The organism is Paenibacillus sp. FSL H7-0357, assembly GCF_000758525.1.
Taxonomy (GTDB): domain Bacteria; phylum Bacillota; class Bacilli; order Paenibacillales; family Paenibacillaceae; genus Paenibacillus_AQ.
This window is the reverse complement of record NZ_CP009241.1, coordinates 5,137,413-5,155,052: the sequence shown is the minus strand read 5'-3', so window position 1 is coordinate 5,155,052 and position 17,640 is coordinate 5,137,413. Positions and strand designations below refer to the sequence as shown.

Sequence of the window (17,640 nt, the reverse complement as noted above, 5' to 3'; positions counted from 1 at the left end):
ATCGTTTATAAATTTTTTTCATCTCTTTGTACCATAGGCTGTGTCCCGTTCGCGGAGCGGGCACTGCACGTGGTTGTCATACGATATCGCGTCAGTGCAATTCTAAATTAGGAGGAGAAAACATGAAATCGGATAAAATATCGGAGGCCGTCGTTCGCAGACTCCCAGTGTACCTGCGTTTCCTGAACGATCTCCAAAAGCGTGAAATCTCAACCGTTTCTTCTCAGGAACTCGGGCAGAAGCTGGACCTTAATCCGGCGCAGATTCGTAAGGATCTGGCCTATTTTGGTGATTTCGGCAGAAAAGGCATTGGATATGACGTGTCTTATCTCATCGAAAAGATCCGTCATATTCTGAAGCTGGATCAACAAATCAATGTGGCTCTGGTAGGTGCCGGTAACCTCGGTCATGCCTTGTCCAATTACAATGCTTATCTGAAGGACACTATGAAAATCACTGCTGTATTTGATTCTTACGCTCCCAAGATTGGACAAAAGATCAACTCTCTTACGGTTCAGCCGATGGAGGAGCTGGGTCAGACCATCCGTGATCAGGGAATCCGGATCGGGATCATCACTGTACCGGACAGCGAAGCACAGAATGTGGCTGATATTCTGGTAGAATCGGGCATTGAGGCGATCCTGAATTTTGCACCGGTCATTCTGAAGACACCTTCAACCATCCGGATTCATGCTGCTGACTTTACGACTGACCTGCAAAGTCTGGCGTATTATTTACATGATGGAAAGGAAGGAATTACAGATGAGCAGCAATAAGATGATAATTGCAAACGGACGTTTTCTGGTTCCCGGAAGCGAGAAGCCGGTCCTGAGCGGTTATATGACTATAGAAAATGATTTGATCACATACATAGGGGAAGAGAAGCCCGTTATTGAAGAAGGCACAGTGACGCTCGACGGCAGCCGGCTGCTGTTCATGCCGGGTCTGGTCAATACCCATGGCCATGCTGCGATGTCGCTGCTGCGCGGCTACGGGGATGATATGGTCCTTCAAGCCTGGCTGCAGGAGAAAATGTGGCCGATGGAGGAGAAGTTTACCGGAGATGATGTCTACTGGGGTACTTCCTTATCCGTTTTGGAGATGCTGAAAGGCGGCACAACCACCTTTTTGGATATGTATGATCACATGGACCGGGTGGCCGAGGTGGTCGAACACTCCGGCATCCGTGCGGTGCTGATGCGCGGTGTTATTGGTCTATGTCCTGAAGAAGTGCAGAATCAGAAGCTTGCGGAAGCTGTTGCGTTCGCCCGCAACTGGCACGGCAAGGCTGACGGCAGAATTACCACCATGATTTCACCGCATGCCCCGTATACTTGTCCTCCGGACTTTTTCATGCGGTTTGTGCAGGCGGCACATGACCTGGACCTGCCGATGCATACGCATATGTCAGAAACGCTGCGTGAAGTGGAGCAGAATGCCGCTGATTACGGCCTGCGTCCTGTAGCGCACCTGGAGAAGCTGGGCATGTTCACCCGCCCGTCCTTAATCGCCCATGGTGTCCACCTGAACGATGAGGAGATCGAAATTCTCGCCCGCCACAAGGTGGGTGTATCCCATAACCCGGGAAGTAACCTGAAGCTTGCCAGCGGGGTTGCACGGGTGCCTGAGCTGCTGAGAGCGGGAGTCAAAGTTTCGCTCGGTACGGACGGGGCGGCAAGCAATAATAATCTCGATATGTTCGAGGAAATGCGGCTTGCAGCATTGATCCATAAGGGAGTAAGCGGTGATCCTACCGCAGTTCCGGCACCGGAAGCGCTGCTGATGGCCACGCAATACGGGGCGGAGTCAATCTTCCTGAACCAGGCGGGCCGCCTTGCAGCCGGGATGAAGGCTGACTTTATTGCAATTGATATTGACCAGCCTCATCTACTGCCGCATAGCGACTTGCTCTCCCACGCCGTGTATTCGGCTAGTGCCAAGGATGTCGAGCATGTCTGGGTGAACGGCAAGCAGGTTGTGAAGCATGGTCAGTGCCTGACAGTGGACGAGGAAGAAATCCGCCGCAAGGCGCAAGAAACTTTTGAAGGGCTGCTGAAGCGTTAATTCGACTGCCGCCGCAGTTGGTTTTATGACGTTTCATATATTAAGGAAAGGAAGCTGCATTTTGAGGAAAAGGAAAAAATGGCTTCTGCTGGGGATCGCTCTGTTTCTGCTCATTTTGTTCGGTCTAAGCCAATTTTATGCCTATATCATGAAGGACCAATGGAATGAACGCAGCGCGGCCAAAGAAGTTGCCAAGACCCGGGCGGGACTTACTGAGGTGTCCAAGGCGCAGAAATCGGTATGGGACGAAAATTCGGTGTACTGGGTGCTGACCGGGAAAAATAAAGCCGGTACGGATCTGATGGTGTGGGTACGGTTCACCGTGGACGGCAAGCCGGCCGGCGGTGATAACGGAGTCTATGCGGAAGAGCTGGCCAAAGGAACCTCGGAGAAGCAAATCCGCTCCATTATAGCCTCCCAGTTGCCCGGGATCGATATTAAACGGCTGCTTCCGGGTGTATACAATGGAGAATACGCCTGGCAGCTTTTTTACAAGCAGGAAGGACGTTATTATTACAAGTTCTTTCGTTTTGCGGATGGTACAGCAATCGGTGATGGATATACTTTGCCGAGCAAGTAGAGGCAGGCTTGCAATAACAAATAAAAAGCGGACAAAGCGGACAGCGCTTGTCCGCTTTTTTTGCATAATATTGCTAATAAGTTAAACTAAAGCACAGCCTAGAGGCAAAAGCAGCGGGGGGGGGGATTTTAGAACTATAGGAGCGATAGGCGGTTTTTTTACTCTGACATTTTGTGAAATTTATATTATCATTGGAATGAAACAGTGATTCTGAGGATTAATTACATATTCCTTGAACAGGTGGAGAGATACGTTTGAAAACGATGATGAGGCTTTACCAGGAGGGCAGAACGGACTACCATTCTACCTTTTTTGATTTGATAAACGGGGATGCGGAAACCAAACAGACGAAAGGGCTTGCCTACCTTTTTTCAAGGTATCCCAAGTTGATCCGGTTGCTGCTAAAAGAGTTAAACCGCCGGAACAATGTAGACACACCGGCTTTCAAAGAAGATTATGATTTTGTTCAGGTGGACGCAGAAATGCTTGCGGCAGGAGTACATAAAATAAGGCGCGATATTACCTTGTCCTTGTTCCAGGGAAACCGCAAAAAACTGGTTATTGTGATCGAAGCAAAGAGCGCAGGGCTGTATGCAAAAGCTCAGGAAGTGAGCGGCCAGCTTGCCGCCTATTTGGATCCGAACAATTTTCCCCATGATGCGGATGTGCCTGTCTATGGCGTCACCTTAACCAAATACAAGCTGATTCATGATACAGGCTGTCAATTCTTAAGTCTGCAATGGACGGATATCGTCGAACTGATCAATGAAATGATTATAAGCGAAAAGAAATCGGGCGAGGATACCATCATAGCCAAACAATATATTGATTTTATTCATGGGGTGGCGAAGGGCATGAAGTATTATGAAGTAGAGGTATTATCCGTTGCAGCTGGTAAAACGCATGAGTTGACGAATAAACATTGTATTCACGCCTGTCCGAATAGTGCCAAAGGTTATATTTACAAAACGCCATTATTTATCACTTTTCGTTCCGGCGGGGGCGGAGAAATGCAATGCCTGTACAAAATTGATGATATCGTAGTTCTTGATCCATTCACACCATCGCTGGATGCGGTTCTTGAGGGGATTCAGCATGAGCTGGCTGCCAGAATCAAGAATTACATAACGGAGAGAATTCAGGGGGGCTATGGATTTAATCATCCAGGCGAAATGTACCGTTTCTATGATCTTAGCCGGACTGACCTTATTCTGCTGCAGCATCGACCCAAACCGGAGAAGAACGCCATGGGTGCAAGATATTACACACTGGCTGAACTCCTGAAAGGCGAGAAAATTGTAAAAAATGTAACAAGCAGTAGATAATAATTAGTTGATGATGGGGGAAGGGCATGGATTCTTTAACGTTAACGGTGTATGTGGTTTCTCTATTATTGATGATAGGGAGTACATAACGAAGTATATACAAATAGCAATATCGATGTCAGGAGAAATTAATACATCAGTAGAATAGAAAAGGGCCTGAATGGATTAATCATTCAGGTCTTTTTTGCCGATAAAGGAGCAAGGATCGAAGAGAATACCCAGAAATTAGTATCAAAAATTTTAAATATATTCACACTTTCGTGCGAAATCGTATATACACCTGTGATATACTTCTACTTGTATTAAGACATGCTTAAGAGCATGTCAGTCTCGGATGAGCGCTAGACACGCTATTTATTGCAAATCATATATTTAGGTTTGGTCAACTTGAGAGGAGGACGTTTCTTGAAACTGCGTCTTGTGCCTGTACTGCTAACGTCTCTGTTGTCTGCTGCACTGCTCTTTGGCAGCTTTTATGCTTATCGTCAATTTGCGGTCCATGAGCCGCTTGATAAGATAGTATCGGCTTATGAAGGTGTTAATCATTCACATATTACTATTAACCGCAATGAGGTAACCTTGAAACTGGATTTGAAACCTGGCACGAAATTGCGCGAGCTGGTGCAATACGTGAACACTGAAGGCAAGTCAGCCATTAATGGCCGGGCGCTTAAGCTGGACGTTGATCAGCACTCCAGTAAATTGCTGGACGAATATTGGGATAAAGCGATGTTCTCAGTAGCAGAAGCAATGGAAAGCAAAAAGTATACACTAATACCTGCTAAACTAGATGGATTGAAAGAGCAATTCCAGGAATACAAGAATGTGACAGCAACAACTGAAATTGATGACAACAACGTCTATGTTAGCCTTAGCAACGGTGAAGAGAGCAAGTTCATCATCTTACCGCGTGCAGCGGCAACGATGGGAGTGTGGAACAATGCCTAAGTGGTGGAAAGAGATTGTAGCCGGATTTGTTCCGGTCCTGCTGATATTTATGGCTTTTGTGGGCATTAACATTATTCCTGTAATCATAGCAGCCGGTATGGTTTGTGCACTCCTGGTGATCGCCCATTTGCGCGGCGGGTTGACAGTGAATGCGGGCGGGGACAAGAAACGTAAGAAGAATGGCCCTTCCAAACTTACCTTTGAAGAAATCGGCGGCCAGGATAACGCGAAGCAGGAGTTGCGGGAAGCGCTTGATTTCCTGATCCGGCATGAAGAAATCAGCAAATTCGGGATTCGTCCGCTTAAAGGGATCTTGCTTACAGGCCCTCCGGGAACCGGTAAGACGCTGATGGCCAAGGCTGCGGCTCATTATACCAATTCTGTGTTCGTTGCCGCTTCAGGCAGTGAATTCGTGGAAATGTACGTCGGTGTCGGTGCCGGACGTGTCCGTGACTTGTTCAAGGATGCCCGTACCCGTGCAGTGAAAGAGAATAAGCAAAGCGCTATTATCTTTATTGATGAAATTGATGTTATCGGCGGCAAACGCGAAGGCGGCCAGCAGCGTGAATACGATCAGACGCTTAACCAGCTGCTGACCGAGATGGACGGGATCTATAACAATGATACACCGCGCATTCTGCTTGTTGCGGCAACAAACCGCAAGGAGATGCTGGATTCAGCGCTGCTGCGTCCCGGCCGCTTTGACCGTCATATCCAGGTGGATATGCCTGACAAGAAGGGCCGCAAATCAATCCTCGATCTGCATGCCAAGAATAAGCCGCTGCATGCTGAGGTGAATTTAGACAAGATCGCCGAGGAAGCCTACGGTTTCTCCGGTGCACAGCTGGAGAGCGTCATGAACGAAGCGGCGATTTATATGATGCGCGAGAATCTGACCGAAGTCGAGCAGCGCCATCTGGCGATGGCGATCGATAAGGTGATGATGGGCGAGAAGACTGACCGTGAAACCAATCATGAAGAGAAACAGCGGGTGGCCATCCATGAGCTTGGACATGCTATTATGGCGGAGCTGCTGCGTCCGGGCAGCGTCAGCCAAGTTACCTTGACTCCGCGTGGACAAGCACTTGGTTATGTACGTCACAACCCGCAAACCGAGCAGTATTTGTATACCAAGGATTATCTGGAGAATCAGATTATGATCGCGCTTGGCGGAGCAGCTTCCGAGGAGATGTATTATGGGGGCCGCAGCACAGGTTCACGCGGCGATTTCGATCAGGCACTGAATATTGTCGAGACCATGATGAAGTCGGGACTCACGTCACTTGGGATCGCCAACCTGGAAATGGTAACTACAGAAGAGCTGATGAAGGAAAATAGCAAGATTCTGGATGAGCTCATGGTTCGTACCCGTGACCTGCTCCAGAAGCAAAGAAATGTATTTGATTACTCTCTTGACATTTTAATGAAGGAAGAAGTCCTCTCCGGAGAGCAATTTCGTTGTCAATTTCGTGACAGTGTCCTTTTACCGGCATAATTCTTTATGCCGGTTATTTTTTTTTACTTTTCAGACATGCTAAGATATTATTATATGTCGGGCTACATATTTTTTACGACAGACAAGGTACAATACAAAAGTATAGATACCTGAAAGGATGGAGACTTTTTTATGAATTTTAAAAAAATAGGTGTCATCGGCGGTGGCACAATGGGACAAGGGATTGCTGAAATGCTGGCAGCCAAGGGTCTTGATGTAATGCTGGTGGAGAAAAACACAGAAAGACTGGAATACTCCTACGAAATGATCGAGACAAGTCTTGATAAGCAATTGGAGAAATGGGCGATTACCCAAGCAGAAAAGAAACTGATTCTTAGCCGCATCCAAAAAGTGACACATTTCGCCGAGCTCAGCTCGTGTGATATGGTCATCGAAACAATTACGGAAGATCTGGAAGCTAAGCAAAAAGTATTTAATCAGCTCGACCAAGTGTGTCCGAGCCACATTATTCTTGCCAGCAACACGTCAACGCTCAGCTTGACGGAGCTTGCCAGCTCTACAATGTACCCGGAACGCGTAATCGGCATGCATTTCATACATCCGGTAGGTAAGGTGGATCTTGTGGAGATTGTACGTGGACTGAAGACATCTGACAGTACCTTTGAAGATACCAAAGCTTTTGTTGACGAAGTCGTTGAGAAAAAAGGCGTAATGATTTATGAATCCCCAGGATTTGTTACTTCGCGCCTCATTTGCTTGTTCATTAACGAAGCTATGCATGTTCTGCAGGAAGGTGTCGCTTCCCCAGAGGATATTGACGACGCAATGCGCATCGGTTATCAGTTCCAGTATGGACCGCTTGAAATGGCTGACCGTTTCGGTCTGGATTCGATTCTTGCCGCACTGGATAACATGTTCCGTGAGTATGGGGAACTGAAATACCGTCCATCGACTATTCTTAAGAAGATGGTGCGTGCGGGACAACTGGGCATGAAATCGGGCGAAGGCTTCTTCAAGTATGACAAGGATGGTGACCGTGTATGAACGTATTAGTAATTAACTCAGGAAGTTCTTCTTTGAAATATCAGCTGTATAATATGACAGATGAATCTGTATTGGCCAAAGGGCTGGTAGAACGCATCGGGATGGATTCTTCCATTCTGAACCATAAGCCAACAGGCAAACCGGAAGTCACTGAAGTCAGTGAAATTCTGGAACACAATACCGCCATCCGCAAGGTTCTGGCTTGCCTGACAGACAGCGAGCATGGCGTAATCAGTTCGATCGAAGAAATTAATGCCGTAGGTCACCGTGTAGTTCACGGGGGAGAATTCTTCAAGGAATCCTCATTGGTTGATGGCGATGCCAAGTCGAAGATCCGTCAATTGTTCGACCTTGCTCCACTGCACAACCCGGCTGCTGTGATGGGGATTACGGCTACAGAAAAGAATATGCCCGGCGTTCCGCAGGTTGTTGTGTTTGATACAGCCTTCCACCAAACGATGCCTGAGAAGGCTTATATGTACGCTATCCCAAGAGTGCTTTACAACAAATACAAAGTCCGCCGCTACGGGGCACACGGCACCTCGCATGATTTTGTCAGCAAAGCTGCAGCGGAATATCTCGACCGTCCGCTCGAGGATCTGAAGATTATTACTTGTCACATCGGTAATGGTGCCAGTGTTACTGCGGTTAAAGGCGGAGTCTCTATTGATACTTCCATGGGGATGACACCACTGGAAGGTCTGATGATGGGAACACGCAGCGGTGATCTTGACCCGGCAATCGTTCCTTATGTGATGAACAAGGAAGAGCTGTCCGTAGGCGAAGTGAATTCCATGCTCAACAAACATAGTGGATTGCTGGCTATTTCTGGCATCAGCAGTGACATGCGTGATATTATTGATGGTGCAGAAAAAGGCGAGCCTAACTCTACGCTTGCTTTTGAAATGTATGAATACCGTCTGCGCAAATACATCGGTTCTTACGCAGCAGCCATGAACGGTGTGGATGTTATCGTGTTCACTGCCGGCGTGGGTGAGAATGCATCCCTGTTGCGCGAAAAAGTGCTGAATCAGCTTACGTTCCTCGGAATCGAACTGGATACAGAAGCCAATAAGGTTCGTTCCGGTGATCCGCGCCGCATCTCTACAGTTGATTCCAAGGTGCAGGTGCTTATAGTACCGACGAACGAAGAGCTTGTTATTGCACGCGATACCTATCGTATTGTGCAAGGGGTTAACGGCTAAACTAGAGGAGAGATCGTAGGCATGGCAAACAAGAGTGTAATTAAACGTGTTAATGAACATGTCGGAGAGAGTGTTGTTATCGGCTGTTGGGTAAACAACAAGCGCTCCAGCGGCAAAATTCAATTCCTGCAGCTCCGGGATGGTACAGGCTATATCCAGGGGGTTGTAGTAAAATCCGAAGTGCCTGAGCAGGTCTGGGATGATGCCAAAAGCCTTACCCAGGAAAGTTCCTTGTATGTGACCGGTATTATCCGCGAAGAGCCGCGCGCTCAATCGGGATATGAGATGACCGTAACGGGCATCGAGGTTCTGCATCTTACAGAGAACTACCCGATCACACCGAAGGAGCATGGCATCGATTTCCTGATGGATCATCGTCATCTCTGGCTCCGCTCCGCGAAGCAGCGGGCCGTACTGGTGATCCGTGCAGAGATTATCCGCGCTATTCAGCAGTTCTTTAATCAGAACGGGTTCACTAAGGTGGATCCGCCGATCCTGACACCGACATCGGCTGAGGGCACCACCAACCTGTTCCACACGAAATATTTTGATGAGGATGCCTATTTGACGCAGAGTGGCCAGCTTTACATGGAAGCTGCAGCAATGGCGCTGGGCCGCGTGTATTCCTTCGGTCCTACCTTCCGTGCTGAGAAATCAAAGACCCGCCGCCACTTGATCGAGTTCTGGATGATCGAGCCGGAGATGGCTTTCACGGATCACGAAGAAAGTCTGAAAGTTCAGGAAGAATTCATCAGCTTTATCGTACAATCGGTACTGACCAACTGTCGTGCTGAGCTGGAAGCGGTAGGCCGCGATGTCTCCAAGCTGGAGAATATCAAAGCGCCGTTCCCGCGTATTACTTATGATGATGCGATTAAGTTCCTGAACGATAATGGTCATGAAATTGCCTGGGGCGACGATTTTGGTGCGCCGCATGAAACTGCAATTGCTGAAGCCAATGACAAACCTGTCTTTATTACGCATTATCCGGCTTCGTTCAAGGCTTTCTACATGAAGCCGCATCCTGAGCGTCCTGAAGTTGTACTCTGTGCGGATATGATTGCTCCGGAAGGTTACGGGGAGATTATCGGCGGATCGCAGCGGATCGACGATCCGGCATTGCTGGAGGAACGTTTCAAAGAACATAATCTTTCGATGGATAGCTATAAATGGTACATGGATCTGCGCACCTACGGTTCAGTGCCGCACTCCGGCTTCGGTCTTGGACTCGAACGCACAGTGGCCTGGATTTGTGGTCTAGATCATGTGCGAGAAACGATACCGTTCCCTCGTACGCTGTACCGTCTCTACCCGTAAGGGCATAAAGGGGGCTGGTGCATGGACGGCAAAGGATGGAGTACATGGGGCGAAGGAATGGCTGCTGGTCTTCAGAACGGAATGGCCATCATTCCTTATGCACTCTTGAAGCATTACCGGAAGCTGAATCTCAGCGGCAGTGAGGCGATGCTGCTGATTCACCTTCTGTCGTTCCGGCAGGTAGAGGGGATCGACTTTCCTTCGCTGGAGGAACTGCAAGCTGTAACAGGCCGAAGTATCGCTGTCATAGCGGGAGAACTGCAGAAGCTCATGAAGGAAGGGTTTATCAGCATCGACGAAGATAATGATGAGCTGAGAGATATCCATTATGAGCGCTACAACTTCTCTGGAATGTATACAAAGCTTGGTGCTTATCTGGCTGAAGCTGCGAAAGAGGCTTCAGAGGATAAGAACGCTGGCACGGCTCCTTCACGGGAGGCAGCCCGCTTTACTACCGGTTTTCCCGTTCTGGACGGGGGATACGGCAGAACGGCTGTCGCTGTACCCGGCAAGGCCGCTGAGGAGAGCCGCAGTCTGTTCAGTATCTTCGAGAAGGAATTCGGCCGTCCACTCTCTCCGATGGAATGTGAAACAATCTCCGGCTGGGTGGATCAGGACCGGTACCCGGAAGAGCTGATTCTGCTTGCCTTAAAGGAATCGGTATTCGCCGGGAAGGTTCATTTCCGCTATATTGACCGCATTTTGCTGGAATGGGCCCGCAACCGTGTGAAAAACGCCGAGGATGTTAAGAACTATACACAGAAGTTCCGCAGTGGTGGAAGATAGCGGCACAAACGGAAGAACCCTGTTGCTGGGAATAAAGCAGCAGGGTTCTTTTTTGTTGTTTGCAACAATCGAAGCGAGGATGAGGTTCGAAAAGCTGAATAATAAGAAGCCCGCGCCATTCCGTGAGGAAGTGGCTGCGGGCTTCTGTGCGATCCTGAGTTGCACAGGCTGGAGTTTAGGACAGTTCCTTCTCCAGCGCAACACCCATCTCGCGTGAGCGTTCTGCACAGCGGTTAACTGCGGCTATGACCGATTCGAAGAAATCGGCCTTTTCGAGCACCTCAATGGCTGCTTGCGTTGAGCCGTTTGGGGAAGTGACCTTCTTGCGCAGTGCTGCCGGTTCCTCACCTGTCTGCTGCACCATGCGCGCAGCGCCGAGGACAGTCTGCACGGTCAGCTCAGTGCTTTGCTGCGGTGGAAGTCCGCCGCGGATGCCGGCAGCGATCATCGCTTCCATCATGTAATAGATATAAGCCGGACCGCTGCCGGAAATTCCGGTTAAGGTCTCCATTCGTTCTTCCTCAATCACAGCCGTAATACCAACGGATTCAAAGATGTTGAGCGCCGTACGGCGTCCTTCTTCATTAACTTCTTTGGAATACACAATTCCCGTCGCTCCAAGGCCAATGGAACTGGAAGTGTTGGGCATCGTACGCACAACAGGCTGAGGGGTGCCTAACAGGCCATGAATCGTGCGGACGGTCAAACCGGCAATTACGGAGATCACCAGCTGATCCGGTGAGAGCACAGGTCCTAATACGCGCAGCGCTTCGGCAGCGTCCTTGGGCTTCATCGCCAGGACTATGACTGGAGCTGTCCGCAGATGTTCCATTTTTTGTTCCGGATCATTGCAGCCAAGCACGCCGTAACGGCTGCGCAGCTCAGCCAAACGCTCGTTGCTGCTGCGGTTCAGCATAACGATATTGTTGGAATCAATGACATTGCGGGCAATCATGCCCCGGACAATTGCTTCTGACATTGAGCCTGCGCCATAAAAAACAATTTTATGATTGATTAGTGGAATTGCGGGTTGCTGACACATAGCTAAAAAGTCCCCCTTGTTCTTTGTACTAACTCCGGATTTGGCCGGAGCCATATATTTTATATTTGCATGAAGTGAGCGCGGGCAGGCCCATCGGGCCGCGGGCGTGCAGCTTCTGGGTGCTAATTCCGATTTCGGCGCCGAATCCAAATTCAAATCCGTCTGTGAAACGGGTCGAAGCATTATGGTATACAGCTGCTGCGTCCACTTCCTGCAGGAAGCGGGCTGCATGTTCAGTTTCTTCGGTTACAATACACTCGGAATGTTTGGTGCTGAACTCGGCGATATGCCGCAGCGCTTCATCCAGTCCGCTGACTATCCGGACGTTAAGAATATAATCATTGTATTCTGTCGCATAATCCTCTGCAGTAACCGGCAGTGCCCAAGGTACAAGGGCAACCGTTTCCGGACAACCGCGTAATTCTACAGAAGCTGTGCGGAAGGATTCCGCAAGGGAAGGTAAATATTGTACGGCATAGTCGCGATGAACGAGCAGCGTCTCCATGGAATTGCATACGGACGGGCGCTGGGCTTTGGCGTTCAGGCTGATTTGCTCTGCCATATCAGGACGGGCGCTTGCGTCGAGATAAGTATGGCATATACCCGCACCTGTTTCAATTACCGGAACAGTAGCGTTGAGCACAACATTCTGGATCAATGAACTTCCGCCGCGCGGGATAATGACATCCAGCAGCCCGTTAAGTTTGAGCATCTCATCGACGGAGGAACGGTTTGGGTCCTCAATCAGCTGCAGTGCACCAGGCGGCACCGCGGTTTGTGCCAACGCGGCATGCAGCACTTCAACAATTTTGCGGTTCGAGGACAGGGCGGAAGAGCCGCCCCGCAAAACTACGGCATTGCCTGTCTTAAGGCAGAGACCGGCCGCATCTACGGTAACATTGGGACGGGCTTCGTATATAATCCCGATCACGCCGAGAGGTACGCGGATTTTCTCAATGGAGAGACCGTTCGGACGGTTGATGGTTTCCAGCGTGTCGCCGATAGGATCGGGCAGAACGGAGATTTGCTGCAGACCTTCTGCGATGCTGTTGATCCGTCCGACATCAAGGGCCAGCCGGTCAAGCATCGACTCTGGAGTGCCGGCCAGCCGGCCGCGTTCCAGATCTTCGCCGTTAGCGGCAATTATGGCTTGTGCTTCGCGGCGCAGGGCCTCCGCCATTACAAGCAGCGCTTCATTTTTTTGACCGGTAGTCAGGCTTGCCAGTACACCGGTAGTTTCTTTGGCCAATGTGGCTTTATTCACGACTTCACTCATATCCGTTCCTCCTAAAGTTTTATTAGCCAATCGTACGAAACGTCTTTTATTAAGTCTGAATCAACATATTGTTGACTTACTTAGGGTCAATCATCAACCCGGATGTTACCGTAAAGTAATCCATTCATCACGGTGGATGACCTCAAGCCTGTGTACTTCGCCCAGCTTCGGCACAATCTCACGGCTGGGAAGCCCCTGAATGCTGCGGAGCTGGGCGTCATCATAATTCACAATGCCCCGTCCCAGCAGCATGGCGTCTGGACCGAGTACTTCTACAACGTCGCCGGAGTGGAAGCTTCCTTCGATCCGCTTGACCCCTACGGGAAGCAGACTGTGGCCCCCGTGAAGCAGTGCTTCAACGGCTCCGTCGTCCACATAGAGGGAACCGAGCGGCGTGGACATGAAGCCGAGCCACTGTTTTTTGACGGGCAGAGAAGAGAGCGTGGTGGCAAAATACGTACCTTTGCCGTCGCCTGTTGCTGCCAGCTCCAGATCGCCGGGTTCGGTGGCTCTGCCGATAAATACCGGCACTCCGCCGCGGGTTGCAATCTTGGCGGCATCAATTTTCGAGCGCATGCCGCCTGTCCCTACACTTGAACCTGCACCGCCCGCGATAGCATAAATCTCCGGCGTAATTTCCTCCACTTGCCGGTAACGAACGGCATCAGGATGCTTGCGCGGGTCTCCACTGTATAATCCGTCCATATCCGTGAGGACGAGCAGACGCGTTGCCTTCAGCAGGTTGGCAACTAGAGCGGAGAGAGTGTCGTTGTCGCCGAATTTCAGCTCGTCGACAGACACGGTGTCGTTCTCATTAAATACCGGTACGGCACCCTGGCGGAGCAGCTCTTCCACCGTCATTAAGGCGTTGTTCATCGCCCGCCTGCTGCAGAAATCGGTGCGGGTCAGCAGGATCTGTGCAGTTGGTATTCCATGCTGCGCGAAGGCTTCCTGGTACGCCTGCATCAGCAGGACCTGTCCAACCGCCGCCGCTGCCTGCTTCTCATGCAGAAGCTTCGGACGGGACGGGTAGCCGATGCCGCGGAATCCGGCCGCTACAGCGCCGGAGGTTACTAGCAGGACCTCGCAGCCAGCCTGCCGGAGTGCGGCAATCTCGGCAGCGAAGAAGGCCACGGCGGAGCGGTTTAACCCGCCCTCCGGACCGGTAAGTGAGCTGCTGCCGATTTTGACTACGATTCGTGTCGTCATTGTTCTTCACTTCCTTCACAAAATAATATAGATAGCCCGGAAAACGACAAAAAGCCCCCATCCTAAGACTTAGCAAAGGACGAAAGCATTGATTACTTCCGCGGTACCACCTTCATTGATGAGGGTTCATCCGACTTCATTCTCATAACGGGAGTTTCCGTCCTGCAGGGGCAGGCCGCTCGGGGGTAGGATTCAGAAATGACAACCGCGGTAAATTCTCTCAGCCTGCCGGAATTTACTCTCTGCTCGCGGATAGAGACATTTTCTTACTGGTCCCGTCTGCACGTTTCACTATTTGACATTTAGAATACCACGGCAAAGTGCGGTTTGCAAAGGGAGAACGAACTAATATTTTTCGGGAATGGCTGGAGTTCCAAATATTATGTTTATCCTCCGCGAGAATTTTCAGAATAAGGCCATTCGGGAATTTGTAGAGGAAAAAGCCGGTGATTCTAGAACAAAGGGACCGTTCGATGAGAGCACAGCCCGTATGACGGATGATCAGAACCGTTTGATAACCCAGCATAATTTGCGCAAATAGCGGGTGGCTCGTATTGAGCTGACTTGAAGATAGGATCTTATTCATACTTGAATACAAAAAATGCCCTTTCGTTTCCTTTGCCGGAGCCGAAAGGGCATTTTTAATTACAGGCGACACAATAATCATTTTGTTCTGTACTACTCATCCGTGAGACCGGCAACGGTTGCTTTGAAAGTGCCGATGAAGGCTTCTGCGGCTTTGGACAAATAGCGGCCCCTGCGGTACGCGATCACCAGGGTGCGGCTTGGCACAGGTTCGGCCAGCGGCAGATAGACGGGCACAAATTCGCTGCGCGGGGCACGGGCGATAAAGTGTGGCACGAGTGTAACGCCCATTCCGGTAGCTACGAGGGATTGAACCGTCTCCATATTGTTGCTTTCAAACACAATGCGCGGCTCAAATCCGGCTTCGCGGCATAGCTCCACCGTCATTTTGCGGAACCCCTGGCCTTCTTTAAGCACGATGAACGGCTCATCCTTTAATTCTTCGAGAGAGGTGCGTGTACCCTTTGTGCTTCGGGAAGCCAAAGGATGCTCCGGCGGCACGGCCAGATCAATCCGTTCTTCACCAAGCACCTCGTAAGCAAGAGTGGGGATTTCCAGCGGGAGCGAAAGCAGGCTGAGATCAGTCTGGCCGCTTGCAGTCAGTTTCTCAAGATTCATTGAAGAATCCTCAAGCAGTGTAATTTCCACATCGGCATATTTCCGCTTGAACACAGGTAGTACATGGGGCAGCAGATGTGCTCCGGTGATCGGCATGCTGCCTACCACCACGCTTCCCGTACGAAGCTGGGAAATATCAGACATTTCCTGGCGCAGCAGCTCCACGGCGTCGATAATCGCTCCTGCCTGTTCCACAAACTTGTGCCCGGCATGGGTAAGCTCTACCGAGCTAGTATTGCGCTGAAACAGCATGACCCCAAGCTCTTTCTCCAGCTTGGACAACTGCTGGCTGAGCGAGGGCTGGGCGATATGCAGTTTATCCGCAGCACGGGAGAAGTTCCGTTCCGCCGCGATTTGCAGTGCATATTGTAATTGTCTTAGTTCCATTAGTAAGCTCCTTGAATGAACATGATTGCTTATAAGTATAACCTATAGTAAGTCTGCTTAATATAGGTTGGGTACCTGGCCAGAAGAAGGTGTATTCTACAATACTCTGCGAAAGTACATGATGTGCTATTTACTTGTCCGGTCAAATCATTAGCTTATAGGCCTAACCTATCAGGATCATAGAATTAACTGAGTATGTAGCTAACGTCATGCTGCGTGACGAAAGAGATATACAAACTGAGCTGGAGAAAAGCAAGAATACCGTTGAGAACCTATTTAGCGGTGGACGGATACGAACAGCGGCTTTTGAGGAATTCGCTCGGCAAGCCGTCCACGACATCAACAACTCGAAATCGGAGCTAATCTATCCACCTGAAGGTGGGATAGTAGCACAAGAAAAAACAAATCCTTTAGAGCAGGTTAGATTTACCTCTAAAGGCATAGGGATTTCAACCGATGCATGGAATACAGTCCGTGCTGCACTTACAGCGCGTGGATTGGTTGCAGAGACTGTTTATGGTCAGTTTGGTTCCTTTGTTTCGATGTTAATCGGAAGCGGCAATGACGTTACCCAAATAAACACTCATGGTATAGCTGCAGGGCATACAGAATTCGACGAAGCTCCATTTCGTGTGGATATGCAGTCTCTATCCAGGGCGACAACTTGAGATCTTGCAGAAGGTTGATCATGCAGTCGGTGAAATGTTGGCCGCGATACAACCTAAAGAAGAACCGGAACCAAAAGAAAAGTTGAAAGAATCAACTTAGTGAGAAGCAAACCTGCACAGCGCCGATTTAAGGCGTTTTTATTTTGCCCTCAGAGATCATACGATGATAGGTTTATGACTAAAATGAATTGTAATGAAGGTGAAACCCTATCAACTAATTGCAATGTCACACACAGTTAGAAGGAATGAATTTTACAAATGAAAAAAATTGAATATGAAGAGTATAACAATGTCTATTTAATTAAATAGGGTATTATGAAGGGAAGTAGGACCATACTGTGTAATTAGGGTTTAAAATTAATTAAACGAATTACATCATAAAAAAATGGATATAATCATAATAGAAAAAATATGAAGGATGATATTATGATTTATATCTATAATGATTATGGTGGGACACATACAACAGCTTTGGCAGCAGCTTATCATTTAAAACAAATTACTCAGTCTGAGAGAAAATTAACTACTGAGGAAATATTGAATGTTAAATTTTTCAATAAGTTGACGAAAAATGATTTTGGTAAGATTATTTTTCACGGAATTGATGAAAATGGAGACTCCGTTTATACAATCGGTAGGAAGTCATCAAAACTTGTAGTCCCAGCATTAAGAGACTTAAGCTTATTACTTGAAAGTAAACATCATTTTAAAGAAAAAATAATATTCTCTAATACTTCACCCACGGTGCCTATCCCGATGTCAATCGGAGGGTTCTTCTCAAGAGGATTAAAAATTGATTTTATTGGTGTTCCTTTATTAGTAATGGGTGCTAAGCAATGTTGTGATAATATTTTTCGATTGGTTGAAAATACGAAACAAATAGGGAAGTCCTCCAATGAGGAACAAGTTATTATTTTAGCAAATGAAAGCTATAAGTAATAATTTTCCAAAATTCATAAGGACCATACTGCGCAGCAAAGGCACGTCTCAATAGGCGTGTCTTTTATTTTGCCCTCGGACGCTCTCCGGGGGTTTTTACGTTGAGGAAGGGAGCAGGGGGAATGCTCAATCATATCAAAAATATCGTTACCACTGTTTATACGGCGGCCATAGGATTCCTGAATTATCCT

The 17,640-nt window shown here is 48.8% G+C and carries 17 protein-coding genes; 13 read left to right on the top strand and 4 right to left on the bottom strand.

The features are described from left to right. The first annotated feature begins 83 nt into the window (after positions 1-83). The 10 genes from H70357_RS22600 (at position 84) to H70357_RS22555 (ending at position 10,725) form a co-directional block, all read left to right on the top strand. The gene (locus tag H70357_RS22600; protein ID WP_269322574.1) at positions 84-776 is read left to right on the top strand and encodes a redox-sensing transcriptional repressor Rex; all 693 of its coding nucleotides are present in this window, start codon (positions 84-86) and stop codon (positions 774-776) included. Beyond that, complete coding sequence (locus H70357_RS22595; RefSeq protein WP_038594410.1) at positions 763-2,064, top strand: amidohydrolase; 1,302 nt, start codon at positions 763-765, stop codon at positions 2,062-2,064. Before H70357_RS22600 ends, H70357_RS22595 begins: the two co-directional genes overlap by 14 nt. A gap of 61 nt (positions 2,065-2,125) precedes the next feature. After that, the gene (locus H70357_RS22590; protein ID WP_038594407.1) at positions 2,126-2,644 is read left to right on the top strand and encodes a cell wall elongation regulator TseB-like domain-containing protein; all 519 of its coding nucleotides are present in this window, start codon (positions 2,126-2,128) and stop codon (positions 2,642-2,644) included. Between the two features lie 254 nt (positions 2,645-2,898). Next, the gene (locus H70357_RS22585; protein ID WP_038594404.1) at positions 2,899-3,969 is read left to right on the top strand and encodes a hypothetical protein; all 1,071 of its coding nucleotides are present in this window, start codon (positions 2,899-2,901) and stop codon (positions 3,967-3,969) included. A 405-nt stretch (positions 3,970-4,374) separates the two neighbouring features. Further along, positions 4,375-4,917 carry a hypothetical protein gene (locus H70357_RS22580; RefSeq protein ID WP_038594401.1) on the top strand — a complete coding sequence of 181 codons (543 nt, stop codon included), beginning with the start codon at positions 4,375-4,377 and terminating at the stop codon, positions 4,915-4,917. Continuing rightward, entirely contained in the window at positions 4,910-6,412 is a 1,503-nt protein-coding gene (locus H70357_RS22575; protein WP_038594398.1) for an AAA family ATPase, read from the top strand. The genes H70357_RS22580 and H70357_RS22575 overlap by 8 nt, the downstream gene beginning before the upstream one ends. A 132-nt stretch (positions 6,413-6,544) precedes the next feature. Further along, positions 6,545-7,417: a 3-hydroxyacyl-CoA dehydrogenase family protein gene (locus H70357_RS22570; protein WP_038594395.1), complete on the top strand. Its 873-nt coding sequence runs from the start codon at positions 6,545-6,547 to the stop codon at positions 7,415-7,417. After that, the gene (locus tag H70357_RS22565; RefSeq protein WP_038594392.1) at positions 7,414-8,622 is read left to right on the top strand and encodes an acetate/propionate family kinase; all 1,209 of its coding nucleotides are present in this window, start codon (positions 7,414-7,416) and stop codon (positions 8,620-8,622) included. Before H70357_RS22570 ends, H70357_RS22565 begins: the two co-directional genes overlap by 4 nt. Before the next feature lie 21 nt (positions 8,623-8,643). Continuing rightward, on the top strand, positions 8,644-9,939 hold the full coding sequence (gene asnS / locus H70357_RS22560; protein ID WP_038594390.1) for an asparagine--tRNA ligase: 1,296 nt from the start codon (positions 8,644-8,646) through the stop codon (positions 9,937-9,939). Between the two features lie 21 nt (positions 9,940-9,960). Continuing rightward, a complete protein-coding gene (locus tag H70357_RS22555) occupies positions 9,961-10,725 on the top strand; it encodes a DnaD domain-containing protein (protein WP_038594388.1) in 765 nt (254 codons plus the stop codon). A gap of 175 nt (positions 10,726-10,900) precedes the next feature. On the opposite strand, the gene proC is transcribed toward H70357_RS22555, so the two are convergent. From proC to proB, 3 genes are all read right to left on the bottom strand, one after another. Further along, positions 10,901-11,767: a pyrroline-5-carboxylate reductase gene (gene proC / locus H70357_RS22550; RefSeq protein WP_038594385.1), complete on the bottom strand. Its 867-nt coding sequence runs from the start codon at positions 11,765-11,767 to the stop codon at positions 10,901-10,903. A 28-nt stretch (positions 11,768-11,795) separates the two neighbouring features. After that, positions 11,796-13,043, bottom strand: coding sequence for a glutamate-5-semialdehyde dehydrogenase (locus H70357_RS22545; RefSeq protein ID WP_038594383.1), 1,248 nt, complete (start codon positions 13,041-13,043; stop codon positions 11,796-11,798). 105 nt (positions 13,044-13,148) lie between these two features. Then, the gene (gene proB / locus H70357_RS22540; RefSeq protein WP_038594380.1) at positions 13,149-14,252 is read right to left on the bottom strand and encodes a glutamate 5-kinase; all 1,104 of its coding nucleotides are present in this window, start codon (positions 14,250-14,252) and stop codon (positions 13,149-13,151) included. A 382-nt stretch (positions 14,253-14,634) separates the two neighbouring features. Here proB and H70357_RS36000 point away from each other — a divergent pair, with 382 nt between their 5' ends. After that, a complete protein-coding gene (locus H70357_RS36000; RefSeq protein WP_156130926.1) occupies positions 14,635-14,793 on the top strand; it encodes a hypothetical protein in 159 nt (52 codons plus the stop codon). A gap of 137 nt (positions 14,794-14,930) precedes the next feature. On the opposite strand, the gene H70357_RS22535 is transcribed toward H70357_RS36000, so the two are convergent. Continuing rightward, the gene (locus H70357_RS22535; RefSeq protein ID WP_038594377.1) at positions 14,931-15,842 is read right to left on the bottom strand and encodes a LysR family transcriptional regulator; all 912 of its coding nucleotides are present in this window, start codon (positions 15,840-15,842) and stop codon (positions 14,931-14,933) included. Between the two features lie 209 nt (positions 15,843-16,051). On the opposite strand from H70357_RS22535, the gene H70357_RS22530 reads away from it, so the two are divergent. Next, complete coding sequence (locus tag H70357_RS22530) at positions 16,052-16,510, top strand: hypothetical protein (protein WP_038594374.1); 459 nt, start codon at positions 16,052-16,054, stop codon at positions 16,508-16,510. A gap of 426 nt (positions 16,511-16,936) precedes the next feature. Continuing rightward, positions 16,937-17,449: a DUF3189 family protein gene (locus tag H70357_RS22525; protein ID WP_038594372.1), complete on the top strand. Its 513-nt coding sequence runs from the start codon at positions 16,937-16,939 to the stop codon at positions 17,447-17,449. Positions 17,450-17,640: the final 191 nt, after the last annotated feature.